The sequence below is a fragment of the Streptomyces sp. NPDC020845 genome, assembly GCF_044334165.1.
In the GTDB taxonomy this organism is placed as follows: Bacteria; Actinomycetota; Actinomycetes; order Streptomycetales; family Streptomycetaceae; genus Streptomyces.
Window position 1 is genome coordinate 100,005 of record NZ_JBIRSJ010000017.1, and the last position, 13,774, is coordinate 113,778.

The window sequence follows — 13,774 nt, forward strand, 5'->3', positions numbered from 1 at the left end:
GGTCCCTCCTGTCCCGCGCAACGGATTCGCAGCGCGGGGCAGTAGGGCGTTCGCGTTGCTTCGTGGTCAGGCGGCGGGGAACTCCCCGCCCTTGACGGCGGCGACGAACGACGACCAGGCGAACGACTCGAAGACGAGCGCCGGGCCGTGCGGCTCCTTGCTGTCACGGACGGGGACTATGCCGCGCGAGGCGACGAGGTTGGCGGCGACCTCGATGCAGTCGCCTCCGTTGTTGCTGTAGGAAGACTTGAACCAGCTGGGGGAATCGGTCGTCACGAGATGCCCTTTCGTACCCGCTCGATCATGGCCACAGACTCCGCCTGCGAGCAGGCTTCGGCCTGTAGTTGATGGTAGGCCGTCAGCATGGGCGCCACGGACGTACTCTCTCGGTCCAGGTTTCCTTGAGCCTGGGACTCGGCGTAACAGATCACGGACCGGTCCGGCAGCGTCAACAGGTTGACGGGCAGATCGAACGTCCGGCGCTCCCCTATCTCGTACGGTGCCACCTGTAGCAGCGTGTTCGGCAAATTGGCGAACTCGACCAGATGGGCCAACTGGGCGTCCATGACGTCGGCCCCGCCAACGGGCCGACGGATACAGCTCTCGTCCATGGTCACAAACACCATGGGTGGCCGGGGACGCACCAGCGCGACCTGTCGTTCTGCCAGGAACGAGACACGTTCATCAGCCTGTTCGGGTGTGATAGCGCCCCGCCGCACGGCGCTGTCGGCCAACACCCGTGCGTACTCCGGCGTCTGCAACAAGCCGGGGACGATCCCAATGTTGTAGAGCCGGATCTCTACTGCCTGGGCCTCGTACCCGACGTACTCCGGGAACCCCTCCAGCAGACTGCCGTTCCGGAGCTCCCCCCACGCGCGTTCGAACGAGTCTGAGGTCCCGGTGAGCCCGAGGGCCGTGTCCGCGCACCGCGAGAACCGGCGCGTTGGCGGTTTGCAGCCTGTTTCGACCGCCGAAACATGCCTCCCCGAGTAGCCCATCCGCTCACCCAACTGGTCCTGAGTCCAGTCGCGCGCTTCCCGCTTGCTGCGTAAACGCGCCCCGTAGGCCGCTTGGGGCGAGGCGTCCGGGTTCAACTCCTTCAGGTTTACCAATGTGCCCTCCGTGCCTGGAACGTTGAAGACACCCCGCCTGTAGACCACGCTGGGCGCTCCCAGTAGTGGTAACACTACGGAGAGGAGCCATCGATGGTTGGCGAAACCACAAATCCGCCAGGACAGGCCGACGAACAGCACGAACAGCAGGGGCAGCAGGGCAGCGGCGACCGGCCGACCCTGGAGGAACTGCGGCAGCAATCGGTGGCCCTGGGCGAACAGATCGCTCAGCATCTGGGGCGGGGGTCGAAGTGAACCGCGCGGACTGGACCACCACCCTGCCCCGTCTCGCGGTCGGCATGGTGGTCTACGACCGGCACTACGACATGCCCGCGACCATCGCCGACTTCGACGGCCCGATGGTCTGCCTCACCCGCCCCACCGGCCTCAAATGGCGATCGCACTGTGCCTCAGTGCGACCAGCCACCGCGTACGAGCAGCGCCAGCTACGCGCCATCGCCAAGCTTCACGCCCAGCGCCGACGAGGCAGCACTTCGCCGGAGTGAGCCCCCATGGCAGATGGCCCCTGGCACGCCGAATGGACGTTCATCAGCACATCCGGCGTCACCACAGGAAAAGCCGACCGCGCGCGGTATGTCGATATCCGCACCGCCATCTTCACAGCGGCCGACAAATCGCTAGGGGACCTGGCCCACGAGGAAACCACCGAACGAGACGAGCCCTGGAAACTCCTCGTCGCAGCCCTGTACTCCGAAGCAATGCTCTCAGCCGACGAAACCGGCACCTGGCACTACGCGAGTCCGGACGGCTGGGCGAACGTGACGGTTCGCTTCACCCCGTAGCCGCTACGGCTGCGCCCCGGAATAAGGCGCCGCAGGGTAACCCGGCTGCGTACGGTCGTCGTCCCCGTCCGCATCGTCATCGTCATCCGCCCGCGCCTCCTCCCCCATCAGATCCCGTACGAACAGCGTCGCCCCCGCCACCGCCCCCGGCATCAGGAACACCGCCACCAGCGGCAGCAGAAAGGCCAGCGCCAGCGGGACGCCGAAGCCGAGGCTGAACATCCGGCGGCCACGCAGCAGCCGACGCCGCTCCTTCAGCAGCACCCCCCGCCGCAGCAAGGCAATCGACGTAAGTTCCTCGGTCAGGAAGAAGCCCGTGACGCAGAAGGCGAGCACCGGGATCACGGTCTGGCCGATCACCGGTACGAAGCCCAACGCGAAGAACAGCACGCCCCACAGCGCTACCCGGAACACCAGCGCGATCGCCTCGCGCAGGCCGATCCACAGCTCGCGCCACAGCGGCAGACCGGACTCGGGCGCGGTGCCGGACTCGGAGATGTCGACCTGTTCGGAGAGGGATTCGTAGAAGGGCTGGCCGACGAGCAGCGTGACCGCGGTGAAGGTGAGGATGGCGAGGAAGAGGCAGACGCCGACGAAGAGGACGGACAGCCCGCCCCGGAAGACGTCCAGCCACGGCGAGGGCCAGCCGTCGGCGAAGGGGGTGGCCCAGTCGATGATGTCGTCGGTCCAGAAGAACAGCGCGACGAGCGCCGCCGCGTACCCGACGAGGGTGATGAGGGCGGGAATCATCCCGAACCCCCACCACCGTCCGTGCCGGGCCACCCAGCGCTGCCCCTTCACCAGATAGCCGAACCCGGCCGCAAGATCACGCATGGGGCCGTAGCTTACTTGGCCTGGGTGAACCTCTTACTTCCGCGCGTACACCACTCCCAGCTTGTCGATCTCATCCCCCGCACGCCCCGTGAAGCCGGTGATCTGCCACCCCGCGGGGGCGGTGTACGTCACGGCGCTGAGGAAGGCCGGGTGTTCGTTGTTTTGACGTCCTCACCCTCGTGAACGTGGGTGACTCCCGCCTGCCCCGCTGCGTGCAGCGGCGAGGCTTCGGGTGGGTTCCTGCTTCGACGAGCGCTGCCCCGGCGTGCGGGGTCTGACGTGCTCTCCACAGGCGTTTTGACGCTCCGCCTCGCGGCGCATTTCGGCGGCGCGTTTCCGTCCAGCGGCGCGTATGTTGACCTCGGCGTTCTCGTCCCGGTCATGGCGTGTACCGCACCCCGTGCAGGTCCAGGCGCGGATGTGGAGCTGCTCGCGGCCCTTGGGGCCGGTGAGGCGTCCGCACCTCGGGTTGGAGCACAGCTGGGTGGACGGGAACCACCGGTCGACCTTGACGAACGTCCGCCCGTACCGTTCACACTTGGCTTCGAGGGTGCGGACGAAGGTGCCGAGGGACTGGTCGTGGACGCTCTTGCCGAGCCCGCCGCGCCGAGTGGCCATGCCCTTCACGTTCAGGTCCTCCACGTAGACCGCTTGGCTCTCGCGGACGATGCGCGTGGTCTCCTGCTCGATGAAGTCGCGCCGTTGGTCGGCGACGCGGGCATGGATCCTGGCGACGACCTGCCTGGCCTTGCGCCGGTTGTTCGATCCCTTCTGCTTGCGGGAAACAGCACGCTGGGCGCACCTGAGCTTGCGTTCCTGACGGCGGAAGAACTTCGAGGATGCGATCTTCCGGCCGCGCAGCACGGCGTAAGAGGACAGCCCCAGGTCGATCCCGGTGTCCGTCTCCTCCACATCCAGCTCGGGCCAGGGCTTGTCGTCCACCTCCACCACGAAGGATGCGAAATACCTGCCCGACGGGTCCTTGATGATGGTCACGGACGAGGGCGCGGAGGGCAGCTCGCGGGACCAGCGCACCTGGATGTCGCCGATCTTCGGCAGCCTCAGCTTGCCGCCTTCGGTGATGGACCAGCGGGCGTTCGCAGTGAATCGGATCGTCTGCCGGGCGGTCTTCTTCTTCATCCTTGGCGGGCCCATCACCGGGCCGCGTCGGGTTCCCATCTTCGAGGCGAAGAAGTTACTGAACCCCCTCTCCAGATCGCGCAGGGACTGCTGGAGCACCACGGCAGACACCTCGCCGAGCCAGGCCCGCTCGGGAGTCTTCTTGGCCTCGGTGATGACCTGCTTGGACAACTCAGCCGCCGCCGGCCACGGCAGGCCCTTGGCGTGGGCATCGTGGCGCAAGCGGAGGGCATCGTTCCATACGACGCGGGCGCACCCAAACGCCCTCGCCAGCTTGCCGCACTGCGAAGGGCTGGGGTACACGCGGAAGTTGTACCGGAGCTTCATACCGATCACCGTACTGGTCGATTTATGGCTAAGCATGGATCGATCGGAACTGGCAGACATTGCATGTTTTCTCGCATACGCGTTTGGTTTTCGTGACGAAGTGTCGACACAAGGTTTTCACCACGCGCATCTGACGCATACGGAGGAGATCACACGCAGCGTGTGCGCCAACTTCCGGAGGCGAGCTGGTGGACTTCGCCCGGTGATTGCGGGCGATTGAGTACCGCCCCGCCGGAGTCGGCTCCGGCGGGGCGGTACGGGTGCGAGGTGCGGGGGTGGTGCTCAGATCTTGCCCGCTCCGGCCTGCCCGGTCACCGTCGAGACGACCGACGACGCGGGCTCGGCGGTGTACGAGTACGGCGGGTTGGTGAAGCTGCCGACCTGGGAGATCTCGGTGGCGGCGCCACCCAGGTCGTTGCCGCGCAGCACCGCGTATCCGTCCACGTCGCTGTCGCGGTTGGTGGTCACCGCCACCTTGGTGTCGCGGAACACGTTGTTCTCGACGAGCATCTGCGCGCCCATCCTGGGGTGCACGGCGGTCTCCGCGCCCTGCACGTAGTTGTCGTAGAAGTGTCCGGTCCCGAACCGCAGGCTCGGGATCCGCGAGTACACGTTGGAGAACCAGTTGTGGCTGTAGGTCACCTTCAGGTGGCCGGTGTCCTCGCTCGCGTTGTTGTCGCTGTGTCCGACCAGGCTGCCCTTGAAGTGGTCGGCGAACTTGTTCCAGGACACCGTGACGTTGTCGGACGCGTGGTTGATGTCCAACAGGCCGTCGTAGTAGTCCTTGTCGTGGTCCCGGTCGGCCGAAAGGGTGTTGTGGTCGATCCACACCTTCGTGGACTTCTGGACGGTGATGGCGTCCGCGGGGGCCACCGGCTTGCTGATGTTCAGGTTGCGGATGACGACGTTGGTCTTCTCCTTCAGCCGCAGCCCACCGCCGGTGAACCCGGACGACGAACCCACGCCCAGCACGGTGGTGTTGGACCCGATGTCCACCTGCCCGGACAGCGAGATGAGGCCGGACACCTTGACGACCTTCGCGCTGTCGCTCGCGACGGCGCTCTTGAAGGCGGCCAGGGTGGTGACGGTGGTGGCGGAGGCGTTGCCGCCGCCGGTGGTGCCCGCGCCGAAGCCGATCGGCGAGTTCTCGGCCGTGATGGCGGCGCCGGCCGTGTCGCCGGACGGCGCGCCGTGGGCGGAGACGGCCGAGACGGTGCCGAGGGTGAGCGCGGCCACGACACCCGCGGCGAGGGCGGTGAGTTGGCGCCTGCGGAGGATGGTGCGCTGTTCTGTCATGGGGGGGGAGTCCTCTCATTCCGAGAAGATCTCCACACGGGAGGGGAGGCAAGCGCTTGCTGAAGAGCGGCAAGCACGCTGGTCGCTAGGGCCGGTGGAGATCGCCAAAGGTGCGGCTCTGACGTGTTCTCTGACGTGTTCGACTCTGCTGCCAAGCGGGTGGTCAGTCCGTGCCAGCAGAGGGCAGCTACCGGGAACGAAGCTAGTAAGCGCTTGTAGTGATGTCAACGCCCTTGTCGTCACCGTCAACAACCCTTCACCCAATGCCCATCGCATCACTCCCGCCACAAGGAGTTGGCGTTAAAGACCTGTTGACGCGCGGAGACTTTGCCGAACCCACAGCGGCCGCACAGCAACCCTTTCTAGTTTGCGTGCTCATGACAGACCACGCGGCAGAGCCGCAAATCGACAAGGTGTCCGCCCCCATCGGGCGCCGCAGAGTACTGATCGCCGGTAGCGCCGCCGCCGCGGCCGTCGGACTGGGCGCGGCCGTCGCCACCGCCGGCCGCGCGGAAGCCGAAGCCGAACCTCAGGCCGCATCCCCCCGGGTCGCCCCCGCGGCGGCCGCCGTCTGCACCCTCACCAAGGAGCTCACCGAAGGCCCCTACTACCTCGAGCACGCGCTCGTCCGCTCCGACGTCTCGGAGAGCAAGCCCGGAATCCCGCTCCAGCTCGCCCTCACCGTCGTCGACAACGCCACCTGCGCACCCCTCGACAAGGCGCTCGTGGAGATCTGGTACTGCGACGCGCTCGGCGAGTACTCCGGCTTCGTCGGCAACAACGGCCACCAGGAGCCGGACAACGGCAAGTTCCTCCGCGGCGGCGTGCTCACCGGCACCGACGGAATCGCCAAGCTCACCGGCATCTACCCCGGCTGGTACCGGGGCCGCTGCATCCACATCCACCTCAAGGTGCACACCGACGTCACACTCACCTCCGACGGCTCGTTCACCGGTGGCAACGAGATCCACACCGGCCAGCTCTTCTTCTCCGAGACCGTCACCCAGGCGGTCGCGAAGCTCTCCCCGTACTCCACCAACACCGTCCCCCGCACCACCCTCGACGCCGACGGCATCTACGACGGCGGCGGGGCGGCCTCCGGGCTGCTGACCCTCACCGCGCTGGGTTCCTCGACCTCGGCGGGCTACAAGGGCACCCTCACGGTCGGCGTGGACCCCGACGCCTGACCGGACGCACTCTCCCGTCTGACGCACTCTCCCGCCTTACGGCCCCCGCCCGGCGCGCCACCCATGGCCCGGCGGGGGCCGTCTTTTTCGCCGCAGGGGGTTGACGACGGTCGAAACCCTGCCTACCTTCGCTGAGACATCAGATGTCTGATGTCTGATGCACACGGCAAGGAGGTCGACAGCAATGCCGCTGTCCGACGACATCGCCGAGCGACTGCTGTCCGCGATCATCGACGGCCACTACCCGCCCGGCACCGCGCTCCCCCCGGAGGCCGTGCTGGCCGAGCAGCACGAGGCCAGCCGGCTGACGCTCCGCGAGGCGATCAAGGTTCTGCGGGCGCAGAACATCGTCCGCATCCACCGCGGCCGGGGCACCTACGTCAACACGCCCGACCAGTGGACCGCGCTCGAACCGATGATCCGCGCCGCGGCCGCCGGGCCCCGGACCGGCGGTGCGGTCTCCGAGAAGCTGATCGAGGCACGGCGGATGATCGAGGTCGGGGCGGCCCAGCTGGCCGCCACCCGGCGCTCGGACGACGACCTGGCGCAACTCGACGAGCTGCTGGAGGAGATGCGGACCGCCGCGCGGGCCGGGGACACCGAGCAGTTCGTCGAGGCGGACATCGCCTTCCACGACGTGGTGATGCGGGCCTCCGGCAACGCCTTCGTACCGCTGCTCTTCGAACCCTTCGGCAGGCTGCTCGTCGAGGGCCGGCGGCAGACCTCGGCCGTGCCCCAGATCCGTACGAACGCCATCCAGCACCACGAGGCCGTCCTGGAGGCGCTGCGCGCGGCGGATCCGGAGAAGGCCCGGCGCGCGATGGACGACCACATGGCGCAGACGACGGACGATCTGCGTACGCATGTCATGCGGGTCGCCGAGCAACCGGACGCCTGAGCCCACTCTGTCCCGCCCCTGAGTACCACTTTCCGGGCGCACCCTGACCGTCACACCAGAGGGCGCCAAACCACGGCCCCGGCCTGCCCGGACACCCCAGCCTGCCCGGACACTCCCGGCCTGCCCGGAACGCACGAAAGTAGATCCACCCATGTCCCAGACCCTCCACTTCCCCGAGGCGCACGAGCTGCCCCCGCCCCGCGAAGTGACCCCCGCCGAGGTGACCGCCGCGCTCGCCGCGGACCGCCGCCTGGTCGTTCTCGACGACGACCCGACCGGCACACAGACCGTGGCCGATGTGCCCGTCCTCACCACCTGGACGGTCGAGGACCTGCGCTGGGCGCTGCGCCAGGACAGCACGGCCTTCTTCGTGCTCACCAACACCCGCAGCCTCGCCCCGGACGCCGCCGCCGCCCGCAACCGCGAGGTCGTCCGCGCCCTGGCGCAGGCGTCGGCCGCCGAGGGCATCGGCTACGTACTGGCCAGCCGCAGCGACTCCACGCTGCGCGGACACTTCCCGCTGGAGACGGACGTCCTGGCCGACGAGGTGCCCGTGGACGGTGTCGTCCTCGTCCCCGCGTACATCGAGGCCGGGCGGCTCACCGCCGACTCGGTCCACTGGATGCGTACGGCGGAGGGGATGCTGCCGGTCGGGCAGAGCGAGTTCGCGCGCGACGCCACGTTCGGCTACGCCAACTCCCGCCTCCCGGAGTGGATCGAGGAGAAGACGGGCGGCCGGGTGGCCGCGGCCGACGTGCTGCGCATCACCCTGGAGGACCTGCGGGTGCGCGGCCCCCAGCACGTGGCCGGGCTGCTGGGCTCGCTGCGCGAGGGCCGGACGGCCGTCGCGGACGCCCTGACCGACGACGATCTGCGCGTCCTCGCCCTCGCCTCGGCCACGGCGGAGGCCACCGGCACCCGGCTGCTGTACCGCTGCGGCCCCTCCTTCGTACGGGCCCGCGCGGGCCAGGCCGCCCGCGCCCCGCTGACCGCGGAGGAGCTCCGGGCGGGGCGGGACGCGGCGGCCCCGGCAGGCCAGGGTCACGGTCACGGCCACGTCCAGGGCCACGGCCTGATCGCCGTCGGCTCGCACGTCGGGCTCACCACCCGCCAGCTGGACCGGCTGCGCGAGCGCGGCGGGATCGCCGAGTTCGAACTCGACGTCCACGCCCTGCTCGACGAGGAGCGCCGCGCCGCGCACATCTCCGAGGTGGCCCGGGCCTGCGCCCGGGCGCTGGAGGAGAGCGAGGTCGTGGTGCGCACCACCCGCTCGCTCGTCACCGGCACCGACGCGGACGACTCGCTCGCCATCGCCCGCAACGTGTCCGCCGCGCTGGTCGAGACCGTACGGGCGATCACCGCCGAGCGGCGGCCCGCGTTCGTCGTCGCCAAGGGCGGCATCACCTCCAGCGATATCGCGACCGAGGGCCTGGAGATCCGCCGGGCCTGGGCGCGCGGCACGCTGCTCCCCGGCATCGTCTCGCTGTGGGAGCCCGAGTCCGGCCCCAGCGTCGGCATTCCGTACATCGTCTTCGCCGGCAACGTCGGTGACGACAACGCCCTCGCCGACGCGATCGACCTGCTCCGGAGCCGATGATGCTGCTGCATGGAACCGACGCCCTGACCGCCGCCGCCCGCGAGGGCCGGGCGATACCGGGCTTCGTCGCCTACAACCTCGAGACCGTCCAGGGCATCGTCGCCGCGGCCGAGGCCGCCGGCCGGCCGGTGCTGCTCCAGGCCGGATCGAGCGCCTTCAAACACGCGGGCCGCGCGGCTCTGATGGCCCTCGCCCTCGACGCCGCCCGGCGCTCGGACGCCGCGCTCGGCGTGCATCTGGACCACAGCCGGGACCTGGAGGAGATCACGGCCTGCGTCGAGGCGGGCTACACCTCCGTCATGGTCGACGGCTCACACCTCCCCTTCGCGGAGAACGTCGCGCTCACCCGCAAGGCCGTCGAGCGCGCGCACGCCGCGGGCGTCTGGGTCGAGGCCGAACTGGGCGCGCTGGCGGGCGACGAGGACGTCTCGACCGACGCCCGCGCGGCCGGCGGCTCCATGACCGACCCGGAGCAGGCCGCGGAGTTCGTGGCCGCGACGGGCGTGGACGCGCTGGCGGTCGCGGTCGGGAACGTCCACGGCTTCACGGCCGAGCCCGTACGACTCGATCTGGACCGCCTGGCGCGCATCCGCGATGCCGTCCCCGTACCTCTCGTACTGCACGGCGCGAGCGGGCTGCCCGAGGAGCAGCTGCTCGGGGCGGTACGGCGCGGCGTGGCGAAGGTGAACGTCAACGCGGAGCTGCGGCGGGCGTACTTGGAGGCGGTGTCCTCGGCGCTGCCCGGGGCGCTGCCCGGCTCGGACGTGGTGTCGACGTGGGCCGAGGGGCGGGATGCGGTCGCGGCGACAGCGCTCCGGATCACGCAGAAGCTGTCGCCGCCCCCCTCGACGACGCAGCCGACGTAACCCCTCCCCCCTCCGCAACGTAGCCAGGGCCGCGCGCGACCCGCGCCGGCCCGGGCGCCCCCTCCTCACGGATCCCCCTCCCCCGGTCACCGCTGGGCGCGGGTGTCCGCCAGCGGCGACAGCCCCGCCGTGCCCTCTCATGCCTTTTTCTCGTCCCCTCCCCCTCCCTCCCAAGGAACCCGCATGTCCACATCCGCTTCCCCAGCAACATCCACACCCCGGACCGCCGTCATCGGCCTGGGCGCCATGGGGCTGCCCATGGCGCAGCGGCTGGCCGGGACGTTCCCGGTGGCCGTGTTCGACATCGCGGCCGAGCGCCGCGCGCTCGCCGTCGGCCACGGGGCCACCGAGGCCGCCACCCCCGCCGACGCGGCCCGCGACGCCGACGTCGTCGTGCTGGCCGTACGCGACCAGGCCCAGGTCGACGGCGCGCTGTTCGGCGAGTCGGGCGCCGCCGAGACGCTGAAGGCCGGGGCCGTGGTGGTGCTCACCAGCACCGTCGGCCCGGAGGCCGCCCGTTCGACCGCCGCCGCGCTCGCCGAGCGGGGCAAGGACGTACGGCTCGTGGACGCCCCGGTCAGCGGCGGCCCGACCCGCGCCGGAAACGGCGATCTGCTGATCGTGGTCGGCGCGGAGCCGGCCGCCCTCGAGGTCGCCCACCCGGTGCTGGACCGGCTCGCCTCCACCCTGACGGTCATCGGCGACAAGCCCGGCGACGGCCAGGCCCTGAAGGCCATCAACCAGCTGCTCGCGGGCGTACACATCGCCGCCGCCGCCGAGGCCGTGGCCCTCGCGCGCGGCCTCGGCCTCGACCCGCAGACCGTGATCGACAGCCTGAGCCAGGGCGCGGCGGGCTCGTTCATGTTCGCCGACCGCGGTCCGCGTATGGCGCAGGCGTACGGGGATGGCGGCGCGGACTCCGTCGAGGTCCGCTCCCGCCTCGACATCTTCGTCAAGGACATGGGCATCGTGACCGGCATCGCGAAGAACGCGCATGTGCCGGTGCCGCTGGCCTCCGCGGCCGAGCAGCTGTATCTGCTGGGCGAGCGGGCCGGGCTCGCGGCCCGCGACGACTCCTCCATCGTGACCGTCCTGTCCCCGAGAGGAGAAGGCCGATGAGCCACGGCGCGCTTCTGACGGTGGCGGCGGCGGGCGTGGCCCTCCTGCTACTCATGATCATCAAGGCGAAGATCCAGCCCTTCGTCGCCCTGGTCGTGGTGTCCATCGGTGTGGCGCTCACGGCGGGCGTCCCGGCCGCGGAGCTGGTGGCCACCATCGAAGAGGGCATGGGCTCGACGCTCGGCCACATAGCCACGATCATCGCCCTCGGCGCGATGATCGGCCGCATCATCGAACTGTCCGGCGGCGCCGCGTCCTTGGCACACTCGCTCATGGACCGCTTCGGCGAACGCCGCACCCCGCTCGCGCTCACCGCGGCCGGATTTCTGCTCGGCATCCCGGTGTTCTTCGAGGTCGGCCTGATCATCCTGATGCCGATCGCATACGGCGTGGCCCGCGCGTCGCGCAAGCCGCTGCTGGTGTACGCCCTGCCCATGGGCGCGGCGATGCTCACCGTGCACGCCTTCCTGCCGCCCCACCCGGGCGCGGTGGCGGCGGCCACGACGATCGGGGCCGACCAGGGCTGGGTGCTGCTGTTCGGCATTCCGGTGACGGCGGTCGTGATCCTGCTGGGCTATCTGCTCGCCAAGCGGATGACGCGCCGCGAGTACCCGATGACGGCGGATGTGTACGCGAAGGTGTTCGGCGAAGGGGACGGGTCCGAGGCCGAATCGGGGGCCGAGCCCGCGCCCAAGGGCGCCGTCGCGGGCCCGGTCGAGGGCGCGGAGAACCCGCCGTCCTTCGGCATGGTGGTGTCCCTGATCGTCACCCCGATCGTCCTGATCCTCCTCGGCACCATCGGCACCAACTTCCTCTCCGAGGGCTCCACCCTCCGCGCCGTCCTCACCGTTCTGGGCGCCCCGATGGTCGCCCTGCTTGTCGCGGCGGCGCTCGCCGCGTACTTCCTGGGCGCCCGGCGCGGCTGGTCGAGCGCCCGTATCTCCGAGGTCATGGGCTCGGCGCTGCCGGGCGTGGCCATGGTGATCCTGGTGGCGGGCGCGGGCGGTGTCTTCGGCAAGGTGCTGGTGAAGACCGGCATCGGCGACGCCGTGGCCGACGTCCTGGACCGTACGGGCCTGCCGCTGCTGGCCCTGGCCTTCGCGATGACGATGCTGCTGCGCGCGGTACAGGGCTCCACCACGGTGGCCCTGGTCACCACGGCCGGCCTGATCACCCCGCTGCTCCAGCGCACCGACCTGTCCCCGCAGCAACTGGCCCTGGTCTGCCTGGCGATGGGCGCGGGCGGCCTGTCGGTCTCGCACATCAACGACGCCGGCTACTGGATGTTCACCCGTCTGGTCGGCCTCGAGGTCGGCGACGGCCTGCGCACCTGGACCGTCCTGACGACGGCGATGGGCGTGGCGGGCTTCCTGCTGACGAGTCTGCTCTGGCTGGTCGTTTAGCGGATACCGCAGCAAGACGGCAGCGAGACCGACCGCGTGTGCCTGGCCCCGACGGGGGTCAGGCACACGCGTTTCCCGTCATCGTCTGCGTACCGATCACCGCGAGCAGGCTCAGCTTGTCCGCCGCATCCGTGCCCGGGGCGGCGGTGTGGATGACGACGTGAAGGTCACTGCCGGGGGCGTTGAGGACGTCGCAGTCGAGGACGGGCGGGCCGACGTCGGGGTGGTGGACGGTCTTGGTGTCCATGGTGTGGCTGCCCACCGCGTGCGAGTCCCAGAGCCGGGCGAAGTGGTCGCTGGCGCGGCGCAGGTCGGCGACGAGGGTGCGCAAGGGCCGGTCGGCGGGGTAGTGGGCGGTCGCGGAGCGCAGGTCGGCGACAGTGGCGGTTTCGAAGCGGGCCTGTTGTTCGGGGGTGTGGGTCACACGGTCGGGGCGCCCGGTGAAGTGGCGCCACAGGACGTTGCGCTCGCGCTCCGAGCGCCCGGAGGGGTCGCCGTGCAGCGCGGCGTACAGCTGGTTCCAGGCGATCAGGGTCCACGCCGCGTCGTACACCCCGACCGGGGTGGCCCGCATCTGGTCGAGCATGCGCTGGACGCCGGGGGTGAGGTGGGACGAGATGCGGTCGGTGGTGGGCGCGGGCCGGCCCGCGAGGAGAAACAGGTGGCGGCGTTCCGGTTCGGACAGCCGTAGGGCCCGGGCGAGGGCGGTGAGGATCTGGGGGGACGGGGAGGTCGCGCGGCCCTGTTCGAGACGGATGACGTAGTCGACGGACATCCCCGCGAGCTGGGCCAGTTCCTGGCGCCGCAGCCCCGGCGCACGGCGCACCCGTCCGGCCGGCAGGCCGACCGTCGCCGGGTCCAGCCGGTCGCGCCAGCGGCGCAGCGCGCCCGCGAGGTCGCCGGCCGCATCGCCCCCGCCCGGGCGTCCGGTGTCCCCGTCCGGGTGTCCAGTGTTCCCGCCCGGGCGTCCGGTGTTCCCGCCCGGGCGTCCGGTGTTCCCGCCCGAGCGTCCGGTGTTCCCGTCCGGGTGTCCGTCGTCCCCGGCCAGGCTGCCGGTGTTCCCGCCGCCGCTCCCTGTTCCGCTCATCGGTTCAGTATCCGGCCGGGGGCCGTGGGCGTCCCGCGCCCAGCCTGGTACCGCTTTTACCAGGACGAGGCTTGCCCTTCCTGTTCCCTCGCGCCGCGCCGAGGC

14 protein-coding genes and 1 pseudogene are annotated in these 13,774 nt (G+C 70.3%); 8 read left to right on the forward strand and 7 right to left on the reverse strand.

The genetic code is table 11. The features are described 5' to 3' along the window. Window positions 1–66: 66 nt before the first annotated feature. Both ACH4U7_RS39025 and ACH4U7_RS39030 read right to left on the reverse strand, forming a co-directional pair. Window positions 67–276 carry a DUF397 domain-containing protein gene (locus ACH4U7_RS39025; RefSeq protein ID WP_358636284.1) on the reverse strand — a complete coding sequence of 70 codons (210 nt, stop codon included), beginning with the start codon at window positions 274–276 and terminating at the stop codon, window positions 67–69. After that, entirely contained in the window at window positions 273–1,112 is an 840-nt protein-coding gene (locus tag ACH4U7_RS39030; protein ID WP_398532664.1) for a helix-turn-helix domain-containing protein, read from the reverse strand. Before ACH4U7_RS39030 ends, ACH4U7_RS39025 begins: the two co-directional genes overlap by 4 nt. A gap of 251 nt (window positions 1,113–1,363) precedes the next feature. Between ACH4U7_RS39030 and ACH4U7_RS39035 the strand changes: the two genes are divergently transcribed. Continuing rightward, entirely contained in the window at window positions 1,364–1,618 is a 255-nt protein-coding gene (locus tag ACH4U7_RS39035) for a hypothetical protein (protein WP_398532510.1), read from the forward strand. Window positions 1,619–1,624: 6 nt separating this feature from the next. Beyond that, the gene (locus tag ACH4U7_RS39040) at window positions 1,625–1,915 is read left to right on the forward strand and encodes a hypothetical protein (protein ID WP_398532511.1); all 291 of its coding nucleotides are present in this window, start codon (window positions 1,625–1,627) and stop codon (window positions 1,913–1,915) included. A gap of 3 nt (window positions 1,916–1,918) precedes the next feature. On the opposite strand, the gene ACH4U7_RS39045 is transcribed toward ACH4U7_RS39040, so the two are convergent. The 4 genes and pseudogenes from ACH4U7_RS39045 to ACH4U7_RS39060 all read right to left on the reverse strand — a co-directional run bounded on the left by ACH4U7_RS39045 (window position 1,919) and on the right by ACH4U7_RS39060 (window position 5,512). Beyond that, the gene (locus ACH4U7_RS39045; protein ID WP_398532512.1) at window positions 1,919–2,749 is read right to left on the reverse strand and encodes an EI24 domain-containing protein; all 831 of its coding nucleotides are present in this window, start codon (window positions 2,747–2,749) and stop codon (window positions 1,919–1,921) included. Window positions 2,750–2,782: 33 nt separating this feature from the next. After that, a pseudogene (locus ACH4U7_RS39050) lies at window positions 2,783–2,884 on the reverse strand (jacalin-like lectin); the annotation flags it as partial. 36 nt (window positions 2,885–2,920) lie between these two features. Beyond that, window positions 2,921–4,216, reverse strand: a complete 1,296-nt coding sequence (locus ACH4U7_RS39055; RefSeq protein WP_398532513.1) for an RNA-guided endonuclease InsQ/TnpB family protein — start codon at window positions 4,214–4,216, stop codon at window positions 2,921–2,923. Window positions 4,217–4,498: 282 nt separating this feature from the next. Further along, window positions 4,499–5,512: a polysaccharide lyase family 1 protein gene (locus ACH4U7_RS39060; RefSeq protein WP_398532514.1), complete on the reverse strand. Its 1,014-nt coding sequence runs from the start codon at window positions 5,510–5,512 to the stop codon at window positions 4,499–4,501. Between the two features lie 377 nt (window positions 5,513–5,889). Between ACH4U7_RS39060 and ACH4U7_RS39065 the strand changes: the two genes are divergently transcribed. The 6 genes from ACH4U7_RS39065 (at window position 5,890) to ACH4U7_RS39090 (ending at window position 12,582) form a co-directional block, all read left to right on the forward strand. Beyond that, entirely contained in the window at window positions 5,890–6,699 is an 810-nt protein-coding gene (locus ACH4U7_RS39065) for an intradiol ring-cleavage dioxygenase (RefSeq protein ID WP_398532515.1), read from the forward strand. A 184-nt stretch (window positions 6,700–6,883) separates the two neighbouring features. Beyond that, window positions 6,884–7,597 carry a FadR/GntR family transcriptional regulator gene (locus ACH4U7_RS39070; RefSeq protein WP_398532516.1) on the forward strand — a complete coding sequence of 238 codons (714 nt, stop codon included), beginning with the start codon at window positions 6,884–6,886 and terminating at the stop codon, window positions 7,595–7,597. 151 nt (window positions 7,598–7,748) lie between these two features. Further along, window positions 7,749–9,194, forward strand: coding sequence for a four-carbon acid sugar kinase family protein (locus ACH4U7_RS39075; protein ID WP_398532517.1), 1,446 nt, complete (start codon window positions 7,749–7,751; stop codon window positions 9,192–9,194). Next, window positions 9,191–10,060, forward strand: coding sequence for a ketose-bisphosphate aldolase (locus ACH4U7_RS39080; protein ID WP_398532518.1), 870 nt, complete (start codon window positions 9,191–9,193; stop codon window positions 10,058–10,060). Before ACH4U7_RS39075 ends, ACH4U7_RS39080 begins: the two co-directional genes overlap by 4 nt. A 183-nt stretch (window positions 10,061–10,243) precedes the next feature. Further along, on the forward strand, window positions 10,244–11,179 hold the full coding sequence (locus ACH4U7_RS39085) for an NAD(P)-dependent oxidoreductase (protein WP_398532519.1): 936 nt from the start codon (window positions 10,244–10,246) through the stop codon (window positions 11,177–11,179). Further along, window positions 11,176–12,582 (forward strand): GntP family transporter, encoded by a 1,407-nt coding sequence (locus ACH4U7_RS39090; RefSeq protein ID WP_398532520.1) that lies wholly within the window; start codon window positions 11,176–11,178, stop codon window positions 12,580–12,582. Before ACH4U7_RS39085 ends, ACH4U7_RS39090 begins: the two co-directional genes overlap by 4 nt. Before the next feature lie 58 nt (window positions 12,583–12,640). Here ACH4U7_RS39090 and ACH4U7_RS39095 read toward each other — a convergent pair whose 3' ends face one another. Next, the gene (locus ACH4U7_RS39095; protein WP_398532521.1) at window positions 12,641–13,669 is read right to left on the reverse strand and encodes a helix-turn-helix transcriptional regulator; all 1,029 of its coding nucleotides are present in this window, start codon (window positions 13,667–13,669) and stop codon (window positions 12,641–12,643) included. Window positions 13,670–13,774 lie beyond the last annotated feature (105 nt).

Coding starts and splice junctions, on each gene's coding strand:
- ACH4U7_RS39075 (WP_398532517.1), top strand. CDS start 7,749: ATGTCCCAGACCCTCCACTTCCCCGAGGCGCACGAGCTGCCCCCGCCC.
- ACH4U7_RS39060 (WP_398532514.1), bottom strand. CDS start 5,512: ATGACAGAACAGCGCACCATCCTCCGCAGGCGCCAACTCACCGCCCTC.
- ACH4U7_RS39070 (WP_398532516.1), top strand. CDS start 6,884: ATGCCGCTGTCCGACGACATCGCCGAGCGACTGCTGTCCGCGATCATC.
- ACH4U7_RS39090 (WP_398532520.1), top strand. CDS start 11,176: ATGAGCCACGGCGCGCTTCTGACGGTGGCGGCGGCGGGCGTGGCCCTC.
- ACH4U7_RS39085 (WP_398532519.1), top strand. CDS start 10,244: ATGTCCACATCCGCTTCCCCAGCAACATCCACACCCCGGACCGCCGTC.
- ACH4U7_RS39045 (WP_398532512.1), bottom strand. CDS start 2,749: ATGCGTGATCTTGCGGCCGGGTTCGGCTATCTGGTGAAGGGGCAGCGC.
- ACH4U7_RS39080 (WP_398532518.1), top strand. CDS start 9,191: ATGATGCTGCTGCATGGAACCGACGCCCTGACCGCCGCCGCCCGCGAG.
- ACH4U7_RS39095 (WP_398532521.1), bottom strand. CDS start 13,669: ATGAGCGGAACAGGGAGCGGCGGCGGGAACACCGGCAGCCTGGCCGGG.
- ACH4U7_RS39065 (WP_398532515.1), top strand. CDS start 5,890: ATGACAGACCACGCGGCAGAGCCGCAAATCGACAAGGTGTCCGCCCCC.
- ACH4U7_RS39055 (WP_398532513.1), bottom strand. CDS start 4,216: ATGAAGCTCCGGTACAACTTCCGCGTGTACCCCAGCCCTTCGCAGTGC.
- ACH4U7_RS39040 (WP_398532511.1), top strand. CDS start 1,625: ATGGCAGATGGCCCCTGGCACGCCGAATGGACGTTCATCAGCACATCC.